Below are 20,664 nucleotides of genomic sequence, written 5' to 3'. Positions count from 1 at the left end.
GCGCCCGCCCCGGCCACCGCCTCAGGCCACCGCCACCGGGATCTTGCCGATCCGGGCCTGCCACTCCTTGGGACCCGTGCTGTGCACGCTGGTGCCGCCGGCGTCCACCGCCACCGTCACCGGCATGTCCACAACATCGAACTCGTAGATGGCCTCCATGCCCAGGTCGGCGAAGCCCGCCACCCGGGCGCCCCTGATGGCCTTGCTCACCAGGTAGGCGGCGCCGCCCACGGCCATCAGGTAGGCGCTCTTCGCGTCCTTGATGGCCTCGATGGCCACGGGCCCGCGCTCGGCCTTGCCGACCATGGCGATCAAGCCGGTCTTCTCGAGCATCATGCGGGTGAACTTGTCCATGCGCGTGGCCGTCGTCGGCCCGGCGGGGCCCACGACTTCGTCGCGCACCGGGTCGACCGGGCCCACGTAGTAGATGACGCGGTTGGTGAAGTCCACCGGCAGCGGCTCGCCCTTGGCGAGCATGTCCTGGATGCGCTTGTGCGCGGCGTCTCGGCCGGTGAGCAGCTTGCCCGACAGCAGCAGCGTGTCGCCGGGCTTCCAGCTGGCCACCTCGGCCTTGGTGAGCGTGTTCAGGTCGACGCGGCGGCTCTTGTTGTAGTCGGGCGCCCAGTGCACGTCAGGCCAGAGGTCCAGGCTGGGCGGGTCCAGGTACACCGGGCCTGAGCCGTCCATCACGAAGTGGGCGTGCCGCGTGGCAGCGCAGTTGGGGATCATGGCGATGGGCTTGCTCGCGGCGTGCGTGGGGAAGGTCTTGATCTTCACGTCCAGCACGGTGGTCAGGCCGCCCAGGCCCTGTGCGCCGATGCCCAGGGCGTTGACCTTCTCGTAGAGCTCGATGCGCAGCTCCTCGAGCTTGCTGGCCGGGCCGCGTTGCAGCAGCTCGTGCATGTCGATGTCGTCCATCAGCGCCTGCTTGGCCAGCAGCGCCGCCTTCTCGGCCGTGCCGCCCACGCCGATGCCCAGCATGCCCGGCGGGCACCAGCCGGCGCCCATGGTCGGCACGGTCTTGAGCACCCACTCGACGATGTCGTCGCTGGGGTTGAGCATGGCCAGCTTGCTCTTGTTCTCGGAGCCGCCGCCCTTGGCCGCGACGGTGACGTCGAGCTTGTCGCCGGGCACCAGCTCCACCTGCACGACGGCCGGTGTGTTGTCCTTGGTGTTCCTGCGCGCGAAGATGGGGTCGTCGAGCACGCTGGCGCGCAGCACGTTGTCGGGGTTGAGATAGCCCTTGCGCACGCCCGCGTTGATCGCATCCTCGATGCTGCCGGCGAAACCTTCCCAGCGCACGTCCATGCCGATCTTCAGGAACACGTTGACGATGCCGGTGTCCTGGCAGATGGGGCGGCGCCCCTCGGCGCACAGGCGGCTGTTGGTGAGGATCTGCGCGATGGCGTCCTTGGCCGCCGGGCCCTGCTCGCGCTCGTAGGCGCGGGCCAGATGGGCGATGTAGTCGGCCGGGTGGTAGTAGCTGATGTACTGCAGCGCGGCGGCGATGCTGTCGATGAGGTCGGCGGCCTTGATGGTGGTGGGCATGGCGGGCGCGGGGTGGGGAGGGGCGGCTGCCGGGTTTTCGCGGCGTGTCGGCCGCGGGCGGGATGCGGCAAATTGTAGGTTCCGGGCCCGTCAGCACCTTGTCAGAGCCCGTTCCCAGCATCCCGCCCTGAACCAACCTACCTCTGACACGCCTTCAACGGAGACAAGCGATGAGCGACAACGCCGCCACCGAGCTCAAGACCCACCAGCCGCCGGCCGCCCTGGTGGCGGCCGCCCGCGTCTCGGGCATGGCCGCCTACCAGAAGCTGTGCGACGAGGCCGCTGCCGACTACGCCGGTTACTGGGCCCGCCTCGCGCGGGAGTTCGTCAGCTGGAAGACGCCGTTCACCAAGGTGCTCGACGAGTCGAACGCGCCGTTCTTCAAGTGGTTCGAGGACGGCACGCTGAACGTCTCGCACAACTGCCTCGACCGCAACGTCGAGCGCGGCCTGGGCGACAAGACGGCCATCATCTTCGAGGCCGACGACGGCACCGTCACCAAGGTCACCTACGCGCAGTTGCTGGCCAAGGTGGGCCAGTTCGCCAACGTGCTCAAGGCGCGCGGCGTGAAGAAGGGCGACCGCGTCGTCATCTACATGCCCATGAGCGTGGAAGGCGTGGCCGCCATGCAGGCCTGCGCGCGCATCGGCGCCACGCACTCGGTGGTGTTCGGCGGCTTCAGCGCGCAGAGCCTGCGCGACCGCATCGAGGACGCTGGCGCCGTGATGGTGATCACCGCCGACGAGCAGGCGCGCGGCGGCAAGAGCCTGCCGCTGAAGGCCATCGTCGACGAGGCCCTGGCCATGCCCGGCTGCGACAGCATCAAGAACGTCATCGTCTACAAGCGCACGGGCGGGAATGTCGCCTGGAAGGCCGGGCGCGACCTGTGGCTGCACGAGGAACTCGCCACCCAGTCCGAGGCCTGCGAGCCCGAGTGGGTGGGCGCCGAGCACCCGCTGTTCCTGCTGTACACCAGCGGCTCCACCGGCAAGCCCAAGGGCGTGCAGCACAGCACCGGCGGCTACCTGCTGCACGCGGCGCTCACCACCGCCTGGACCTTCGACCTCAAGCCCGACGACGTGTTCTGGTGCACGGCCGACATCGGCTGGGTCACCGGCCACAGCTACATCACCTATGGCCCGCTGGCCCTGGGCGGCACCGAGGTGGTGTTCGAGGGCGTGCCCACCTACCCGGCGGCCGACCGCTTCTGGCGGATGATCGAGAAGCACAAGGTCACGATCTTCTACACCGCGCCCACGGCCATCCGCAGCCTGATCAAGGCCGCCGAGACCAACGACGCCGTGCACCCCAAGCACAGCAAGCTCAGCAGCCTGCGCATCCTGGGCTCGGTGGGCGAGCCCATCAACCCGGCGGCCTGGGAGTGGTACTACCAGAACGTGGGCGGCAGCCGCTGCCCCATCGTCGACACCTTCTGGCAGACGGAGACCGGCGGCCACGTGATCACGCCGCTGCCGGGCGCCACGCCCATGGTGCCGGGCTCGTGCACGCTGCCGTTCCCGGGCATCACCGCCGCGATCGTCGACGAGACCGGCGCCGACGTGCCCAACGGCGCGGGCGGCATCCTCGTCATCAAGAAGCCCTGGCCGAGCATGATCCGCACCATCTGGGGCGACCCCGAGCGCTTCAAGAAGAGCTACTACCCGCCGGAGCTCAAGGGCTACTACCTGGCCGGCGACGGCGCCATCCGCGACGCGAAGACCGGCTACTTCACCATCACCGGCCGCATCGACGACGTGCTCAACGTGAGCGGCCACCGCATGGGCACGATGGAGATCGAGAGCGCGCTGGTCAGCTGCACCGAGCTGGTGGCCGAGGCCGCCGTGGTGGGCCGCCCCGACGACACCACCGGCGAAGCCATCTGCGCCTTCGTGGTGCTCAAGCGCTCGCGGCCCAGCGGCGAGGAGGCGCGCAAGATCGCCAACGAGCTGCGCAGCTGGGTGGCCAAGGAGATCGGCCCCATCGCCAAGCCCAAGGACATCCGCTTCGGCGACAACCTGCCCAAAACACGCAGCGGCAAGATCATGCGGCGCCTGCTGCGCAGCATCGCCAAGGGCGAGGCCATCACGCAAGACACCAGCACCCTGGAGAATCCGGCGATCCTCGATCAGTTGGGCCAGGCCCACTGATCGAGGCCGCGCGAATGCGCGGTGCGGCGCGCAGCGACGCGAACTGCCTGATTCGGGGCCTGCTCATATCGCGCAGCGATGTGAGCGGGCACCAGAATCCGGCGATCCTCGATCAGTTGGGCCAGGCCCACTGATCTCTCACGGTCGGCCAGCGGCACCCTGCGCTAGGAACGTGGGCGGCAGAAATCCAGCCCCGCGCCGGGGCGGCCAAAGCCACTGGCGTAGGCGCGTCGCGCAGCGCGGGCTACACGCCCGCGCCAGCGGCGCAACACCCGCCAGCGGCTTTGGCCGCCCCGGCCCTTCGGGTTGGGCCGATTTCGGGGCCCTTGCGGCGTTGCCACGCTGGCCCGGGCGTACAGCCCGGGCTGCGCGCGGCGCCTGGCCTGGGCCCCGAAGTCGGCCCAACGCGGGGCTGGATTTCTGCCGCCCACGCTCCTAGAGTGTCGCGCAGGAGGCCCTGGCCGTGGCATTCGTCGTCATCGGTGTGCTGTTGCTCGGCCTGTGGCTGGGCAAGGTGGGGCCGCTCGGTGAGTTCAGCGGCTGGTGGGTGGCACTGCCGTTCGGCCTGGCCGTGCTGTGGTGGGCGTTCGCCGACAGATCCGGCTGGACGCAGAGCCGCGCGATGCAGCGGATGGCGCAGCGCAAGCTCGATCGCCGCGAGAAGGCCTTGGCCCGGCTGAGCCATAAGGTGACCGGCAAACGGCGTGACCGCATCGTCACCCGCCAGACCGAGGCCCAGGCGCGGCAGGTCTCTGCCGACCCCACGCACGACGGTTCCGACGGGGCGCCCAAGGTGGTGGCGCCGTCCGGGATCGAGCAGCGCCGTGGGTCGGGCACGTAGCGGGAGTCAGTCCGAGTCCAGCACCGCGCCCCGGCTGGCGCTGGCCGCGCTCTTGGCGAACTTGGCCAGCACGCCGCGCGTGTAGCGAGGGGCGGGCTGCTTCCAGGCCGCACGCCGACGCGCGATCTCGTCGTCGGGCACGTGCAGCTGCAGCAGCAGCTGGTGCGCGTCGATGGTGATCGAGTCCCCCTCCTGCACCAGTGCGATCAGCCCGCCGGCATAGGCCTCGGGCGCCACGTGGCCCACCACCATGCCCCAAGTGCCACCGCTGAAGCGGCCGTCGGTGATGAGCCCCACGCTCTCGCCCAGACCCTGGCCGATGAGTGCACCGGTCGGCGCCAGCATCTCGGGCATGCCCGGGCCTCCCTTGGGGCCCAGATAGCGCAGCACCATCACGTCACCGGCCACGATGCGCCCGGCCATGATGGCGGCCAGCGCGCTCTGCTCGTCGTCGAACACGCGCGCCGGGCCGGTGATGACGGGGTTCTTCAGCCCGGTGATCTTGGCCACGGCGCCCTCGGGGCTGAGGTTGCCTTTCAGGATGGCCAGGTGGCCCTGGGCGTAGATCGGGTTGCGCGCCGGCTGGATCACGTCCTGGTCGGTGCGCAGCGACGGCAGCGCAGCCAGGTTCTCCGCCACCGTCTTGCCGGTGATGGTGATGCAGTCGCCGTTGAGCAGTCCGGCGTCGAGCAGCTCCTTCATCACGGCCGGGATGCCGCCGGCGCGGTGCAGGTCGATGGCGAGGTTGCGACCGCTGGGCTTGAGGTCGCACAGCACCGGGATCCTGCGCCGCATGCGCTCGAAGTCGTCGATGGTCCAGTCGACCTCGGCGCAGTGCGCGATGGCCAGGAAGTGCAGCACCGCATTCGTGCTGCCGCCCGTGGCCATGATCACCGCCACGGCGTTCTCGATGGCCTGCTTGGTGACGATGTCGCGCGGCTTGAGATCGGCCTGCACGGCACGGTAGAGCACGCGAGCGGCCTCGCGGGTGTACTCGACGATGGGGTCTTCGACGTTGGCCAGCGTGGAGGAGCCGGGGATGCTCAGGCCCAGCGCCTCGAAGGCCGAGCTCATGGTGTTGGCGGTGTACATGCCGCCGCAGCTGCCGCTGCCGGGAATGGCGCGCTTCTCGATCTGGCAGAAGTCTTCCTCGCTCATCTTGCCGGCGCTGAACTGGCCCACGGCCTCGAAGACGCTGACGATGTTGAGATCCTGCCCCTTGTAGCGGCCGGGCAGGATGGTGCCGCCGTAGACGAAGATGCCCGGCACGTTGGCGCGGATCATGCCCATCATGGCGCCGGGCATGTTCTTGTCGCAGCCGCCGATGGTGAGAACGCCGTCCATCCACTGGCCGCCGACGCAGGTCTCGATGCAATCGGCGATGACCTCGCGGCTGACCAGGCTGTACTTCATGCCCTCGGTGCCCATGGCCATGCCGTCGCTGATGGTGGGCGTGCCGAAGAGCTGCGCGTTGGCGCCGATGGCCTGGAGCTCGGCCACCGCGGCGTCGGCCAGCTTCTGCAGACCGCTGTTGCAGGGCGTGATGGTGCTGTGGCCGTTGGCCACGCCGATCATCGGTTTGCCGAAGTCGCCCTCGGCGTAGCCCATGCCGTAGTACATGGAGCGGTTGGGCGCGCGGGCGACGCCTTCGGTGATGTTCTTGCTGCGGCGGTTGAAGGACATGGGGGCCTCGGTCGAAATCGGTGGCGGGTGTGGGCGGCGTGGGCGGCGGGCAGCGTCAGGCGGTGGCGCCCTGCTTGTCGGCCTCGGAGGTGAAGCTGTCGGCGTAGAACTCTTCGGCCGGCAGGCCGCACTGTGCGCTGAAGTCGCGCTGTGCCGACTCCACCATCACCGGTGCGCCGCAGGCGTAGACCTGGTGGCCGGAGAGATCGGGCCAGTCGGCCATGACGGCGCGGTGCACGAAGCCGGTGCGGCCGCTCCAGGCGCAATCGGCCGTGGGCTCGGAAAGCACGGGCACGTAGCGCAGCCAGGGCAGCTCGGTGGCAGCCTGCACGCACCAGCCGTGCTGGTACAGGTCGGCGCGGCGGCGCGCGCCCCAGTACAGCACGGCCGGGCGGGTGGAGCCCTTGAGCTGCAGCTGCTGGATCAGCGCCTTGATGGGCGCAAAGCCGGTGCCGCTGCCCAGCAAGACCATCGGCTTGTCGGACTCCTCGCGCAGGAAGAAGCTGCCGAAGGGGCCTTCCATGCGCAGGATGTCCTTCTCCTTGAGCGCGCCGAAGACGTGGTCGGTGAACTTGCCGCCAGGCATGTGGCGGATGTGCAGCTCGATCGCTGGCGGGCTGCCCACCAGGTGCGGCGCGTTGGCCATGCTGTAGCTGCGGCGCGCGCCGTCGCGGAGGATGAACTCCACGTACTGCCCGGCGCGGTACTGCAGGTTCTGATTGGCTGGCAGCTGCATCTTGAGCACCGCCACGTCGGGCGCGGGCTTGTCGATGCTGATCACCCGCGTGGGCAGCTTCAGCACCGGGTACTCGCCCGCGCCGGGGACGCTGCGTGCGTGCACGGTGCAGTCGGTCTGCGGCACGGCGCAGCAGGTGAGGATGTAGCCCTGCTCGGCCTCGGCCGGGGGCAGCGCCTTCATCTGGTGCGGGCCGTGTTTCACCTGGCCGGCCACGAGGCGGCTCTTGCACGAGCCGCAGGCACCATCGCGGCAGCCATAAGGCAGGCCGACGCCCTGGCGAATGGCGGCGGGCAGGATGGCCTCGTCGGCAGCCACGTCGAACTGCCGGCCCGAGGGTTCGAGGGTGATCTTGAAGCTCATGGTGGAATTGTGCCCTCGACCCCCGACCCTGCCATCACCCAGCCCTGCACCCGCCGATGTCCTTGCCCCGCCGTTTCCGCCGCCCGACCCTGCTCATCGTGGGCTGCGGCGACGTCGGCCTGCGCGTGTTGCCGCTGGTGCGCGGTCGCTGGCGCGTGTTCGTGCTGACCTCGACGCCGGCCCGCGTGCCGCTCTTGCGCGCTGCCGGGGCGCTGCCGCTGCAGGGCAACCTGGACACGCCCGCCACGCTGGGCCGGCTCGGCGGTCTGCCGGACGCCGTGTTGCACCTGGCACCGCCGCCCGGCAGCGGCCGCACCGATCCGCGCACCGCTGCTCTGCTGGCGGCGCTGGCGCGTGGCGGCCGTGTGCAGACGCTCGTCTACGCCAGCACCACCGGCGTCTATGGCGACCGCGGCGGTGCCCGCATCGACGAGACCGCCTTGCCCACGCCCCAGACCGATCGCGCCTGGCGCCGCGTCGACGCCGAGGCCCGCGTGCGCCAGCGCGGCCGTGCCGGTGGCGTGCGCACGGCGCTGCTGCGCATACCCGGCATCTACGCGGGCGACCGCGAAGGCGGCGACCCGCGCGAGCGCGTGCGGCGCGGCATGCCGGCGCTGCGCACCGAGGACGATGTCTACACCAACCACATCCATGCCGATGACCTGGCGCGCGCGTGCGTGGCGGCCCTGGCCCGCGCCAAGCCGCAGCGCGTGGTGAACGTGTGCGACGACACCGATCTGAAGATGGGCGACTACCTCGACCTCGTGGCGCGGATCGCCGGCCTGCCACCTGTGCACCGGCTGAGCCGCGCCGAGGCGGCAAGCCGGCTTTCGTCGATGACGATGAGCTTCATGGGCGAGTCGCGTCGCATCGGCAACGAACGCCTCAAGGGCGAGCTGCGCCTGGTGCTGCGCCACCCGACGGTGGCCGAGGGGCTCGGCTCCCGGCCCTGATCAGCGCCGGCCCGAGCGCGTGTCGCGCCGGAAGCGGCCGCGCCACCAGGCCATCATCAGCCAGCCGCCGAGCAGGCCGCCCAGGTGGGCGAAATGTGCGATGCCGCTGCGGAAGAACATGCCCAGGAACAGCTCGAGCGCTCCGTAGATGGCCACCAGCGTCATCGCCGGCACGAGCACCGGCGGGATGGGCACCGCCTGGCGGTTGGTGAACATCACGAAGAACAGCACCATGCCGGCGATGTTGAGCACTTGCGAGGGCATCAGCAGCAGCACCACGGGCAGGAAGCCGACAAGATCAAACTGCCGCCGCGGAAAGCTCAAGGCATACGCCATCAGCAGGCCGAACAGGATGCCGGGGGCGCCCACCGTGGGCGCGGCGCTGCCCATCAGCGCCGTCACCCCCAGCTGCGCGAGCGCCGCCGCCACGGCCGCGCCGGCCATGAACTGCAGGTAGCGCCGGGGGCCCCAAAGCCGCTCGAGCTCGGAGCCGAACATCCACAGGCCGAGCATGTTGAACAGCAGGTGTGAGAGATCGCCGTGCAGCAGCGCGTAGCTCAAGAGCTGCCAGGGCATGAACTGGCCCGAGGCCAGCGGCCACAGGGCCAGCCACTGCCTCAGCGGCGCGAACAGGGACAGCGCAAACGCCACCGCGCAGACGATCATCACGTTGCGGGTGGTCGGTGACAGCGGCGGCATGGGCGAGGAAGTGCCTGGAAGGGTTGGTGCCCGCGGCCAGACTCGAACTGGCACGCCTTGCGGCGGCGGATTTTGAATCCGCTACGTCTACCGATTTCGTCACGCGGGCGAGGTGCAGCGCTGGTGCGCCGGAGGGCCGCGTGAGTATCTCACGCACCCTGCACGGCCCTGGTGTGCCTGCGACAATCCAGACCCATGAGCGCCACTCCGACCTACAAGACCCTCGAAGACGCCATCGGCGGCACGCCGCTGGTGCGGCTGCAGCGCCTGCCCCGCGGGCTGGGCATCGGCGACGACACCGTGCTGCTGGGCAAGCTCGAGGGCAACAACCCGGCGGGCTCGGTCAAGGACCGCCCGGCCATCAGCATGATCCGCCGCGCCGAAGAGCGCGGCGACATCCGCCCCGGCGACACGCTGATCGAGGCCACCAGCGGCAACACCGGCATCGCGCTGGCCATGGCTGCGGCCATCCGCGGCTACCGCATGGTGCTGATCATGCCGGAGGACCTGTCGATCGAGCGGGCGCAGACCATGAAGGCCTTCGGCGCGGAGCTGATCCTCACGCCCAAAGGCGGCGGCATGGAGTACGCGCGCGACCTCGCCGAGCAGTTGCAGAAGGACGGCAAAGGCCGCGTGCTCGACCAGTTTGCCAACGCCGACAACCCGCGTGTGCACGAGGAGACCACCGGCCCGGAGATCTGGACCGACACGGGCGGGCGCGTCACGCACTTCGTGAGTGCCATGGGCACCACCGGCACCATCACCGGCGTCTCGTGCTATCTGAAGCGCATGAACCCGGGGGTGCGCATCGTCGGCGCCCAGCCCAGCGAGGGCAGCCGCATCCCCGGTATTCGCAAGTGGCCCGAGGCCTACCTGCCGAAGATCTACGACGCCGCGAACGTCGACGAGCTGGTGCTGGTGAGCCAGGCCGACGCCGAGGACATGGCGCGGCGCCTGGCGCGCGAGGAGGGCCTGTTTGCCGGCATCTCGGCTGCGGGCGCCTGCTGGGTGGCGCTGCAGATCGCCCGGCGCGAGCCGGGCTCGACGGTGGTGTTCATCGTCTGCGACCGCGGCGACCGCTACCTGTCGACCGGCGTGTTCCCCGCCTGAGCATGGCCTTCGAGCCGCGTTTCTGTCTGGCCTGCGGCACGCCGCTGGCGGCGATCCAGGCCGAGGAGGACGGTGGTGCGAAGACGCGCATCCGCTGCCCGGCCTGCGGCTGGACGCACTGGAACAACCCCACGCCCGTGCTGGCGGCGGTGGTGGAGTGCATCGACCGCGACGGCCAGATCCTGCTGGCCCGCAACGCCGCCTGGAGCGGGCGCATGTTTGCGTTGATCACCGGCTTCATGGAAGCCGGTGAGACGCCCGAGGCCGGCATCGCGCGCGAGGTGGCTGAAGAAACCGCCTTGGTGGCCGAGCGCGTGTCGCTGATCGGCGTTTACGACTTCCAGCGCATGAACCAGGTCATCATCGCCTACCACGTGCAGGCACAGGGCCCGGTGCGGCTGAGCCCCGAGCTGGCCGAGTACAAGCTCTTTGCCCCGGCTGACGTGCGCTGCTGGCCCGCCGGCACTGGCTACGCGCTGGCCGACTGGCTGCGGAGCCGGGGGCATGAAGCCCGATTCATCGAATTCCCGCCTCGAACCTAGAATCCAACGCTGCCATGGACGTCAACCGCGAACTCGACACCCGGGGGCTGAACTGCCCCCTGCCCATCCTCAAGGCCAAGAAGGCGCTGGCCGACATGGGCAGCGGTGAGCTGCTGAAGGTGATCAGCACCGACGCCGGTTCGGTGCGCGACTTCAAGGCCTTCGCCCGCCAGACCGGCAATGAGCTTGTGGAGCAAGGCACGGCCGGCCCCGAGTACACGCACATCCTGCGCCGCCGCTAACGGCCGCGCGAGGGCGGGCCCCTTACAGCGCCAGGCCCTTCAGGAACTCCCGAAAGCCTGGTCCCAGCTGGGGGTGCGCAAGGGCCAGCTCGACGTTGGCCTCCAGGAAGCCCTCCTTGCTGCCGCAGTCGTAGCGCTTGCCCTCGTAGCGGTAGGCAAACACCTTCTCTCGCCGCAGCAGCGAGGCGATGCCGTCGGTGAGCTGGATCTCGCCGCCCACGCCGCGCGGCTGCGTGGCGATCTCGTGGAAGACCCCCGGCGTCAGGATGTAGCGGCCGGCCACGCCCAGGCGCGAGGGGGCCACCTCGGGCGCGGGCTTCTCGACGATGCGGTTCACGTCCACCAGCCGCGCGTTCACCTCGGTGCCGGCGACGATGCCGTAGCGACGCGTGTGCTCGGCCGGCACCTCCTGCACGGCGATGATGCTGGCGCGCCACTCGGCGAACTGTTCCACCATCTGCGCCAAGATGGGCTTGTCGTGCACCATCAGGTCGTCGGCGAGCAGCACCGCGAAGGGTTCGGAGCCCACCAAGCGCTGGCCACACAGCACGGCGTGGCCCAGGCCCAGCGCCTGCGCCTGGCGAACGTAGATGCACTCCATGTCGTCGGGCTTGACGCTGCGCACGACCTCCAGCAGCTCGGTCTTCTTGGCCTGCTCCAGCGCCACCTCGAGCTCGAAGGTCATGTCGAAGTGGTCTTCGATCGGGCGCTTGTGGCGGCCGGTGACAAAGATCATCTCGCGCACCCCCGCAGCGTAGGCTTCCTCCACGGCGTACTGGATCAGCGGTTTGTCGACCACCGGCAGCATCTCCTTGGGCTGGGCCTTGGTGGCCGGCAGGAAGCGCGTGCCGAGGCCGGCGACGGGGAAGATGGCCTTGCGGATGGGCATGGTGGAGTGGGGGTTCGCGGCGGTGGCGGGGATTCTGTCAGCCGAGCCGCGCGCGCTGGCCGGCCAGCCGCGTGACGGCAGTCTCGAAGTCCGCCAGGCGCATGCGCTCCTGCGCCACCACGGCGCCCGGCGCGCGCGCCACGAAACTCTCGTTGCCCAGCTTGGCCGTGGCCTTGGCGACCTCGCCCTGCAGCCGGGCGATCTCCTTGTCCAGGCGTGCGCGCTCGGCACCGACGTCGATTTCGACGAACAGCGCCAGGCGCAGCCCGCCGGCCACCGCCACCGGCGCAGCCTGCGTGGCGGCGGCGAAGGCGGCTTCGTCGGCCATCATGCGCACCTCGGACAGGCGGACCAGCGCCGTCAGCAGCGGTGTGGCGACGCCCACGAAACCGTCATCGCCCAGCGTGATCAGAGGCACCTTTTCGCCCGGCTGCAGCCCCATCTCGCTGCGCAGGCGCCGCACCTCGGCCGCCACGGCCTTGAGCTGGGCGATCCAGGCGTCAGCCTTCGCGTCCACCTTCTCGAGCTGGGCCTGTGGGTAGGGCGCGGTGACGACGCTGTCCACCTGGCCCTTGCGCCTGGCCACCGGCGCCACCGCCTCCCACAGCTCGGCAGTGATGAAGGGCGCCACCGGGTGCAGCAGGCGCAGCACGGTCTCCAATGTGCGGATGAGCGTGCGGCGCGTGGCGCGGGCGGTGCTCTCGTCGCCGGCCCTCTTGGCTTCGGCCAGCTGCACCTTGGCGATCTCGAGGTACCAGTCGCAGTATTCGTCCCAGACGAAGCCGTAGATCGCCGAGACCACGGTGTCGAGCCGGTAGTCGGCGAAGGCCCTGGCCACCGCGTCTTCCACGCGCTGCAGTTCGCCGCTGATCCAGCGGTCGGCGGGGCTGAAGCGCAGGTAGCCGTGGTAGGGCCCGGCCGGGGTGGTGATCTGCCCGGCGGCGTCGAACACGGCCGGTGCGCACTCGGCCTTGCTGTGCTCGGCCAGCCCGCAGTCGGCGCCCTCGCAGTTCATCAGCACGAACTTGGTCGCGTTCCAGAGCTTGTTGCAGAAATTGCGGTAGCCCTCGCAGCGCTTGGCGTCAAAGTTGATGTTGCGGCCCAGCGTGGCGTAGCTGGCCATGGTCAGGCGCAGCGCGTCGGCGCCGTAGGCGGGGATGCCTTCGGGAAACTCCGCCGCAGTCTGCTTGCGCACGCGCGGCGCCGTCTCGGGCTTGCGCAGGCCGGCTGAGCGCTTGGCCAGCAGGGGCTCCAGCGCGATGCCGTCGATGAGGTCGACGGGATCCAGCACATTGCCTTCGCTCTTGCTCATCTTCTGGCCCTGCGCGTCGCGCACGAGGCCATGGATGTAGACGTCGCGGAAGGGCACCTGCCCGGTGAAGTGCGTCGTCATCATGATCATCCGGGCGACCCAGAAGAAGATGATGTCGAAGGCCGTGACGAGCACCGTGCTGGGCAGGAACAGATCGAGCTCCTTTGTCTGCCGGGGCCAGCCGAGCGACGAAAACGGCACCAGCGCCGACGAGTACCAGGTGTCGAGCACGTCCTCGTCGCGCGTGAGCCCGCCGGTGTAGCCGGCCGCGGCGGCGCGCTCGCGCGCCTCGGCCTCGGATCGCGCCACGAAGACCTCGCCACCCGTGCCGTACCAGGCCGGAATCTGGTGGCCCCACCAGAGCTGGCGGCTGATGCACCAGTCCTGCAGGTTGTCCATCCAGTGCTTGTAGGTGTTGACCCACTCGCCGGGCACAAAGCGCACCTGCCCGCTGCTCACGGCGCGGCGGGCTTTCTCGCCGATGCTCAGGCCCGGCGTGCCATCAGGGTTCAGGCCGGGCTTCTCGACCGCCACGAACCACTGGTCGGTGAGCATGGGCTCGACCACCTGGCCGGTGCGTGCGCAGCGCGGGACCTGCAGCTTGTGCTTCCTGGTCTCGACCAGCAGGCCCAGCGCCTCGAGATCGGCCACGACCTTCTTGCGCGCCACGAAGCGGTCCAGGCCGCGGTAGGCCTCGGGGGCGTTGGCGTTGACCTTGGCGTCGAGGTCGAGCACGCCGATCATCGGCAGCCCGTGGCGCTGGCCCACGGCGTGGTCGTTGGCGTCGTGGGCCGGCGTCACCTTGACGACGCCGGTGCCGAAGGCGCGGTCGACGTAGGCGTCGGCGATCACCGGGATCTCGCGTCCCACCAGCGGCAGCGTCACCGTCTTGCCCACCATCGCGGCATAACGGTCGTCTTCCGGGTGCACCATCACCGCGGTGTCGCCGAGCATGGTCTCGGGGCGCGTGGTGGCCACCACGAGCTGACCGCTGCCGTCGGACAGCGGGTAGGCGATGTGCCAGAGGAAGCCGTCTTCCTCTTCGCTTTCCACCTCCAGATCGGAGACGGCGCTCTTGAGCTGCGGGTCCCAGCTCACCAGGCGCTGGCCGCGGTAGATGAGGCCCTCGTCGTAGAGCCGCACGAAGGTCTCAGTGACGACGGCCGAAAGCGACTCGTCCATCGTGAAGTACTCGCGGCTCCAGTCAACGCTGTCGCCCAGGCGGCGCATCTGGTTCGTGATCGTGGCGCCGCTGCTCGCCTTCCAGTCCCACACCTGGGCGACGAAGTTCTTGCGGCCAAGGTCGTGGCGGCTGAGCCCTCCTTCCTGGAGCTGGCGCTCCACGACGATCTGCGTGGCGATGCCAGCGTGATCGGTGCCCGGAACCCACAGCGTGTTGTGGCCGCGCATGCGGTGGTAGCGGGTCAGCGCGTCCATGATGGTCTGGTTGAACGCGTGGCCCATGTGCAGCGTGCCCGTCACGTTGGGCGGCGGCAGTTGGATGCAGAACGAGGGCCTGCCCGCGTCGAGCGTGGGCGCGAAGGCGCCGTCCCCGGCCCAGCGCGGGCCCCAGCGGGCCTCGATCGAAGCGGGTTCGAAGGACTTGGGCGTGTCGGTCATGGCGGGGCCGGGGCCAGAATGCAGGTCAACCGATGATTCTAGGATCCACCCATGCCCGAGCCGTCAGCGGCCGAGGACCGCGCAGGGCCGCCGGCCGCCCGCGGCGCTGGGGCGGCAGCAGCGAGGGCCGGGGAGTGACGCGGTGATGACCGAGACCACCTTCATCCTGCGCGGCGAGCACATCACGCTCGACGCGCTGCTCAAGGCCACCGGCTGGGCCCCCAGCGGCGGCGCCGCCAAGCAGCTCATCGCCGCCGGCCACGTGCAGGTGGACGGCCGTGTGGAGGCGCGCCGCGGCGCCAAGCTGCGGGCCGGGCAGCGCGTGGCGCTGGACAGCCGTACCGTGCGGCTGGCGGCCGCTACATGAACAGGTGCTCGCCCGCGTTCTCGCCGCCCAGGATCACGTAGTTCACCTTCTTCAGGTCCTGCAGCCGCGTGCCGCCGGCATAGCTGATGCTGCTCTGCAAGTCCTCGCGCATCTCGCGCAGCGTATCCGCCAGGCGGCCCTTGACCGGCTCCAGGATCCGCTTGCCCTCGACGTGCTTGTACTCGCCCTTGTTGAAGTCCGAGGCCGAGCCGTAGTACTCCTTGTGGAGCTTGCCGTCGACCTCCACCGTGGCGCCCGGGCTCTCTTCATGCCCGGCGAACAGGCTGCCCACCATCACCATGGCGGCGCCGAAGCGCACGCTCTTGGCGATGTCGCCGTGGTGGCGGATGCCGCCGTCGGCGATGATGGGCTTGGTGGCCACGCGGCTGCACCACTTGAGCGCGCTGAGCTGCCAGCCGCCGGTGCCAAAGCCCGTCTTGAGCTTGGTGATGCAGACCTTGCCGGGGCCCACGCCCACCTTGGTGGCATCGGCACCCCAGTTCTCGAGGTCGATCACCGCCTCCGGCGTGGCCACGTTGCCGGCGATGACGAAGGCCTGTGGCAACTTCGCCTTGATGTGCTCGATGGTGCGCCGGACGCTGTCGGCGTGGCCGTGCGCGATGTCGATCGTGACGTAGTCCGCGCCGGTGCCGTCGGCAGCCAGCCGGTCGATGACCTCGAAGTCCTGCGGCTTGACGCCCGAGCTGATCGACACGTAAAGCCCCAGCTCGCGCATGCGCCGTGCGAAGGCCACGTTGTCGAGGTCGAAGCGGTGCATCACATAGAAGTGGTCGCTGCGGGCCAGCGCTTTTGCGATGGGCTCGTCGAGCACGGTCTTCATGTTGCTCGGCACCACCGGCAGCGCAAAGCGGCGGCCGCCGAACTCGACCGTGGTGTCGCACGCGCTGCGGCTGTCGACGCGGCACTTGCGCGGCAGAAGCAGGATGTTGTCGTAGTCGAAGATCTCCATGGCGGGCTCTCGGCGGGGTCAGCTGACGGCGGCGCAGTGTAGCGACGGGCTGCTGGCCGCCCCAGCGCTGACCTCATCAGGGCGACGACGTTGGACTCCTAGAATCCGCCCATGCACCGCAGCGCGCCGACGGCCCCGCCCCCCGATCCCGAGGCCGCCGGGCAGGGCACGCCCGAAGCACGCCTGTTGCGCGGCCTGAATCCAGAGCAGCTGGCCGCCGTGACGCTGCCGCAGGTGCCTTCGCTCATCCTGGCCGGCGCCGGCTCCGGCAAGACACGCGTGCTGACGACGCGCATCGCCTGGCTGCTGCACACGGGGCAGGCGTCGCCGGGCGGCATCCTGGGCGTGACCTTCACGAACAAGGCGGCCAAGGAGATGCTCACGCGGCTGTCGGCCATGCTGCCGGTGGCCGTGCGAGGCATGTGGATCGGCACCTTCCACGGCCTGTGCAACCGCTTCCTGCGCGCGCACTGGAAGCTCGCCGGGCTGCCGCAGGGCTTCCAGATCCTGGACAGCGGCGACCAGCTCAGCGCCGTCAAGCGCGTGATCAAGGCCATGAACCTGGACGAAGAGCGCTTCGTGCCCAAGCAGGTGACCTGGTTCATTGCGGGTTCGAAGGAAGACGGCCGGCGGCCACCCCAGGTTGACGCACGCGACGAGCACACGCGCAAGCTCGTGCAGGTTTACGAGGCCTACGAGGCCCAGTGCGCCAAGGAGGGAGTGGTCGACTTCGCCGAGCTGATGCTGCGCAGCTACGAGCTGATGCGCGACAACGATGCCCTGCGCGAGCACTACCAGCGCCGGTTTTCGCATGTGCTCGTCGACGAGTTCCAGGACACCAACCGGCTTCAGTACGCGTGGCTGAAGATGTTTGCGCCGCCTGGGCTTGGGCAGGGCGTGTTCGCGGTGGGCGACGACGACCAGAGCATCTACGCCTTCCGCGGCGCGCGCGTGGGCAACATGGCCGATTTCGAGCGCGAGTACCGGGTCGGGCGCGTCGTGAAGCTGGAGCAGAACTACCGCAGCTCGGGCCACATCCTCGACGCCGCCAACGAGCTGATCTCGCACAACAGCGCGCGGCTGGGCAAGAACCTGCGCACCGACGCCGGGGCCGGCGAGCCCGTGCGGGTGCACGAGGCGCCGTCGGACTACGCCGAGGCGCAGTGGCTGCTCGAGGAGATTGGCGGCCTCGTGCGCGCTGGCACGCCGCGTCGCGAGATCGCCTTGCTCTACCGCAGCAACGCGCAGAGCCGCGTGCTGGAGAGCGCCCTCTTCAACGCCGGCATGCCCTACCGCGTGTATGGCGGTTTGCGCTTCTTCGAGCGCGCCGAGGTCAAGCACGCGCTGGCCTATCTGCGGCTGCTGGAGAACGCCAACGACGACACGAGTTTCTTGCGGGTCGTCAACTTCCCGGCGCGCGGCATCGGCACGCGCTCGGTGGAGCAGCTGCAGGACGTGGCCCGGGCCACCGGCCGCAGCCTGGCGCAGAGCGTGGGCGGCCTCGACGGCGCCGCCGGCAAGAAGATCGCCGCCTTCGTGCAGCGGGTCGACCAGATGCGCGCCGCGACGCAGGGCCTGACGCTGCGCGAGATCATCGACCATGTGCTCGAGACCAGCGGCCTGCGCCTGTTCTACAAGAACGACAAGGAAGGCGAGGACCGTCTCGAGAACCTCGAGGAATTGATCAACGCCGCCGAGAGCTTCGTCACGCAGGAGGGCTATGGCAAGGACGCCGTGGCGCTGCCGGTGGACGAGCAGGCTGGCACCGCCGCCGCGCCCGATCCGGACACCGGCGAGGTGCTGTCGCCTCTGGCGGCCTTCCTGACGCACGCCAGCCTGGAGGCCGGCGACAACCAGGCCCAGGCGGGCGCCGACGCGATCCAGTTGATGACGGTGCACAGCGCCAAGGGCCTGGAATTCGACGGCGTGTTCATCACCGGCATCGAGGAGGGCCTGTTCCCGCACGAACAGAGCCTGTCGGATGCCGACGGCGTCGAAGAGGAGCGCCGCCTGATGTACGTGGCCATCACGCGCGCGCGGCGGCGGCTGTATCTGAGCTTCAGCCAGACGCGGCTGCTGCACGGGCAGACCCGCTACAACGTCAAGAGCCGCTTCTTCGACGAGCTGCCCGAAGACGCGCTGAAGTGGCTCACGCCGCGACGGCAGGGCTTCGGCTCGGGCTATGCGCGTGAGTACCAGCAGGCCTGGCAACGCGGCTCGGGCTTGTCGGGCATCGTCGGCGCCGGGCGCGTGGCGCCGCCGCCGCGCATGGCCGACGCCTGGGCACCGCCGCCCACGCCGCCGCTGCCGGCAGCCGAGGGCGGTTGGCGCGTCGGCCAGACCGTGTTCCATGCCAAGTTCGGCGAGGGCGTGATCTCGGTGCTTGAGGGCCGCGGCGCCGACGCCCGCGCCCACGTGCACTTCGGGCGGCACGGCGCCAAGTGGCTGGCGCTGGCGATCGCCAAGCTCACGCCGATCGACTGATCCGGGACTTCCGGGCCCGCAGGCGGCCCTCACGCCATCGGGCTCGAGCGGCTCGCTGGTGGGGTTTGGGGCACTGTCATCGCCCTGTCGCGAAGGCGCGTTGGCATCGGGCGGATGCCCCGATTCCATCTGCCCTTCGCGCGGGCCCTCCCGCCCCTCCTGGCCCTGCTGGCGGCCGTGCCAGCCGTCGCGCAGGACGCGGCAAAGGGAGCCCGCCTGTATCTGGGCCTGCCTGGCGGCGGGGCCTCGTGCGTGGAGTGCCACGGGCCAGATCCTGGCCTCGACCGCAACCGGCTGCTCAACGCCGCGCGCGGCCCGTTCGCCATCGACGAGGCGCTGCGCAAGGCCGCGGCCATGGGCTATCTGAGCGATCTGCTGTCGCCCGCCGACAAGGCCGACCTGTCGGCTTTCCTGGCCCTCGTCAGCGCCGAGGCCGAGGGTGGCTCGCCCGCGCTGACGTGGCCCTGGGGGCTTGAGTTCGGCCGCACGAGCCCCGGCGCCGCACTGGCACCGCAGGCGGTGCGTCTGCGCAACCGCAGCGGCACTGCCCTGGTCCTGGCGCCCCGGCTGCGCGAGCTGGCGCCTGGCGGCGCCACCGGGCTGACCCTGGCCCACGATTGCCCCATGGTGCTGGCGCCCGGGGCGGACTGCACGGTGCAGATCGGGCTGGTGGCCGGGGGCGAGGGTCGCGTGCAGGCGGCGCTGGACTGGGGCGACGGCGCCGCGGTGCTGCGGCCGGTGGGCGTGTCGGCCACGGTGGGTCAGGTCGGCGCCGGCCTGGCCCGCTGGCTCGATGCGGCCGCCGAGCCTGTGGTGGCGCTGCAGGCGGCCCTGAACTCCGTGGCCCTGGCGTTGATGACCCTGCACAACGCCGGCCCGGCGCCGCTGGTGCTGGGCACGCCCGCGATCACCGGGCCTGGCCGGGCGGCCTTCCGTCTGCTCGCGAACGGGGGTGCCGACAGCTGCGCCGCGAACACCGTGCTGCCGCCTGACGGCCGCTGCACCGTGCGCGTGGCGGCCACGGCGGCGGCAGGCGGGCTGCAGGAGGCATCGCTGCAGTGGCGCAACGACGGGGTTCATCCGCCGATGCGTCGGCTGCAGGTGCAGGCCGTGGGTACGGCGCCGCCGGTGGCGCCGCAGCCGCCACCGGTCTCACCGCCGCTGGCCAGCCCCGCACCGGCGCCGACCCCGGCGCCCGTGTCCGATGCCGGCGGTGGCGGCGGCTGCAGCCGCGTGGCCTGGGACGGAGGCCGGGCCGACCCTCTGCTGCCGGGGCTGCTGTTGGCGGCGGCCGCGCTGCTGGCCTGGCGCCGGCGTCAGCCGGGGCCGCCGGGCTGATCAGCCTCGGGTGTCTCGGCCTGCACCGGCGAGCCGCCGAAGCTGTCATTGAACGTGAACAGCAGCGAGATGTAGAAGACGGCCGAGAACACCAGCCCTGCCGGGATGCCCACGAGGCCGGCCCACTGCGGCGCGCCCAGCAGGCCCAACAGCAGGGCGCTGCCCAAGGCGAACAGCAGCACGCTGACGACCCAGCCGAGCAGGTAGACGACGAAGGCACCCTTGGCGCGCCAGACCGCCAGCGTGCTGGAGAAAAGCGACTGGCCGACCGCCTGCCCGCCCCAATGCACCAGGGCCGGCGCGTGCCAGAACGGCACCGTCAGCATCGTGCCGGTCAGCCCCACAAAAAGTGCACCGCTGCCCACGCCGGGCTCGGACAGGATGGCGTCGATCTCGGGCTGGGCCGTCGAGCCCTGGGCCATGGCCTGCTGCAGCCGGCCCCAGGCGCCGCCCGACAGCCAATCGCCCACCGCCAGGATCACCAGCGCGAAGCATCCGTAGATCGCGCACAGCGTCAGCAGGGTGCGCCGCCGCGAGGCATCGGTGCGCAGCGGCTCGATGAAGCAGCGCGGGTGCACCGGCCCGTTGAGCAACGCCGACTGCGCAGCGATCATGAACCCCAGTCCCAGCAGCGGCAGCGCCATCATCTGCAACACCGGCCCGAGCAGTGGCACCATGCTGACCAGCAGCGCCGTGAACAGGAACATGGCGAACAGCGCCAGGAAACCCAGCGGGCGCTTGCGGAAAAGGCGCCATGCGTCGGTGATCCACCGCGTGCCGCGCACGGCCTCGACAGACTTCAGGATGAGCGGCATGCGGT

General features: G+C 70.3%; 17 protein-coding genes and 1 tRNA gene. 9 read left to right on the top strand and 9 right to left on the bottom strand.

Going from position 1 to position 20,664, the window contains the following annotated elements:
* Nucleotides 1-21: 21 nt before the first annotated feature.
* A complete protein-coding gene (locus KA711_13500) occupies nucleotides 22-1,548 on the bottom strand; it encodes a fumarate hydratase (protein ID MCM0609984.1) in 1,527 nt (508 codons plus the stop codon).
* 170 nt (nucleotides 1,549-1,718) lie between these two features.
* Here KA711_13500 and acs point away from each other — a divergent pair, with 170 nt between their 5' ends.
* Both acs and KA711_13490 read left to right on the top strand, forming a co-directional pair.
* Entirely contained in the window at nucleotides 1,719-3,695 is a 1,977-nt protein-coding gene (gene acs, locus KA711_13495) for an acetate--CoA ligase (GenBank protein MCM0609983.1), read from the top strand.
* A gap of 463 nt (nucleotides 3,696-4,158) precedes the next feature.
* Nucleotides 4,159-4,536: a TIGR04438 family Trp-rich protein gene (locus KA711_13490; GenBank protein MCM0609982.1), complete on the top strand. Its 378-nt coding sequence runs from the start codon at nucleotides 4,159-4,161 to the stop codon at nucleotides 4,534-4,536.
* A gap of 6 nt (nucleotides 4,537-4,542) precedes the next feature.
* Here the strand turns inward: KA711_13490 and ilvD are convergent, their stop codons facing one another.
* Nucleotides 4,543-6,219, bottom strand: a complete 1,677-nt coding sequence (gene ilvD / locus KA711_13485; protein ID MCM0609981.1) for a dihydroxy-acid dehydratase — start codon at nucleotides 6,217-6,219, stop codon at nucleotides 4,543-4,545.
* A 55-nt stretch (nucleotides 6,220-6,274) separates the two neighbouring features.
* Nucleotides 6,275-7,318, bottom strand: coding sequence for a CDP-6-deoxy-delta-3,4-glucoseen reductase (locus KA711_13480; GenBank protein MCM0609980.1), 1,044 nt, complete (start codon nucleotides 7,316-7,318; stop codon nucleotides 6,275-6,277).
* A 56-nt stretch (nucleotides 7,319-7,374) separates the two neighbouring features.
* Between KA711_13480 and KA711_13475 the strand changes: the two genes are divergently transcribed.
* Nucleotides 7,375-8,271 carry an NAD-dependent epimerase/dehydratase family protein gene (locus KA711_13475; protein ID MCM0609979.1) on the top strand — a complete coding sequence of 299 codons (897 nt, stop codon included), beginning with the start codon at nucleotides 7,375-7,377 and terminating at the stop codon, nucleotides 8,269-8,271.
* On the opposite strand, the gene KA711_13470 is transcribed toward KA711_13475, so the two are convergent.
* Both KA711_13470 and KA711_13465 read right to left on the bottom strand, forming a co-directional pair.
* The gene (locus tag KA711_13470) at nucleotides 8,272-8,970 is read right to left on the bottom strand and encodes a rhomboid family intramembrane serine protease (protein MCM0609978.1); all 699 of its coding nucleotides are present in this window, start codon (nucleotides 8,968-8,970) and stop codon (nucleotides 8,272-8,274) included.
* A gap of 24 nt (nucleotides 8,971-8,994) precedes the next feature.
* Nucleotides 8,995-9,079 (bottom strand) — tRNA-Leu (locus KA711_13465).
* 86 nt (nucleotides 9,080-9,165) lie between these two features.
* On the opposite strand from KA711_13465, the gene cysM reads away from it, so the two are divergent.
* Genes cysM through KA711_13450 form a run of 3 tightly spaced genes read left to right on the top strand, consistent with a single transcriptional unit; the run spans nucleotide 9,166 to nucleotide 10,864 of the window.
* Nucleotides 9,166-10,080 (top strand): cysteine synthase CysM, encoded by a 915-nt coding sequence (gene cysM / locus KA711_13460; GenBank protein MCM0609977.1) that lies wholly within the window; start codon nucleotides 9,166-9,168, stop codon nucleotides 10,078-10,080.
* 2 nt (nucleotides 10,081-10,082) lie between these two features.
* Nucleotides 10,083-10,622: an NUDIX domain-containing protein gene (locus tag KA711_13455; protein MCM0609976.1), complete on the top strand. Its 540-nt coding sequence runs from the start codon at nucleotides 10,083-10,085 to the stop codon at nucleotides 10,620-10,622.
* Between the two features lie 14 nt (nucleotides 10,623-10,636).
* The gene (locus KA711_13450) at nucleotides 10,637-10,864 is read left to right on the top strand and encodes a sulfurtransferase TusA family protein (protein MCM0609975.1); all 228 of its coding nucleotides are present in this window, start codon (nucleotides 10,637-10,639) and stop codon (nucleotides 10,862-10,864) included.
* A gap of 22 nt (nucleotides 10,865-10,886) precedes the next feature.
* Here the strand turns inward: KA711_13450 and galU are convergent, their stop codons facing one another.
* Nucleotides 10,887-11,753: a UTP--glucose-1-phosphate uridylyltransferase GalU gene (gene galU, locus KA711_13445; protein ID MCM0609974.1), complete on the bottom strand. Its 867-nt coding sequence runs from the start codon at nucleotides 11,751-11,753 to the stop codon at nucleotides 10,887-10,889.
* A 37-nt stretch (nucleotides 11,754-11,790) separates the two neighbouring features.
* On the bottom strand, nucleotides 11,791-14,685 hold the full coding sequence (locus tag KA711_13440; protein ID MCM0609973.1) for a valine--tRNA ligase: 2,895 nt from the start codon (nucleotides 14,683-14,685) through the stop codon (nucleotides 11,791-11,793).
* 145 nt (nucleotides 14,686-14,830) lie between these two features.
* On the opposite strand from KA711_13440, the gene KA711_13435 reads away from it, so the two are divergent.
* On the top strand, nucleotides 14,831-15,052 hold the full coding sequence (locus KA711_13435; protein MCM0609972.1) for an RNA-binding S4 domain-containing protein: 222 nt from the start codon (nucleotides 14,831-14,833) through the stop codon (nucleotides 15,050-15,052).
* Here the strand turns inward: KA711_13435 and KA711_13430 are convergent.
* Nucleotides 15,045-16,022, bottom strand: a complete 978-nt coding sequence (locus KA711_13430) for a GMP reductase (GenBank protein ID MCM0609971.1) — start codon at nucleotides 16,020-16,022, stop codon at nucleotides 15,045-15,047. The genes KA711_13435 and KA711_13430 overlap by 8 nt on opposite strands.
* 111 nt (nucleotides 16,023-16,133) lie before the next feature.
* Here KA711_13430 and KA711_13425 point away from each other — a divergent pair, with 111 nt between their 5' ends.
* Together KA711_13425 and KA711_13420 are read left to right on the top strand one after the other, a co-directional pair.
* Nucleotides 16,134-18,506, top strand: coding sequence for a UvrD-helicase domain-containing protein (locus KA711_13425; GenBank protein ID MCM0609970.1), 2,373 nt, complete (start codon nucleotides 16,134-16,136; stop codon nucleotides 18,504-18,506).
* 114 nt (nucleotides 18,507-18,620) lie between these two features.
* A complete protein-coding gene (locus KA711_13420) occupies nucleotides 18,621-19,844 on the top strand; it encodes a JDVT-CTERM domain-containing protein (GenBank protein ID MCM0609969.1) in 1,224 nt (407 codons plus the stop codon).
* On the opposite strand, the gene KA711_13415 is transcribed toward KA711_13420, so the two are convergent.
* Nucleotides 19,823-20,659, bottom strand: a complete 837-nt coding sequence (locus tag KA711_13415; protein MCM0609968.1) for a hypothetical protein — start codon at nucleotides 20,657-20,659, stop codon at nucleotides 19,823-19,825. The genes KA711_13420 and KA711_13415 overlap by 22 nt on opposite strands.
* Between the last annotated feature and the right edge of the window lie 5 nt (nucleotides 20,660-20,664).

Source organism: Ideonella sp. WA131b, from assembly GCA_023657425.1.
In the GTDB taxonomy this organism is placed as follows: domain Bacteria; phylum Pseudomonadota; class Gammaproteobacteria; order Burkholderiales; family Burkholderiaceae_C; genus Rubrivivax.
This window is presented reverse-complemented; position numbering and strand designations above follow the sequence as displayed.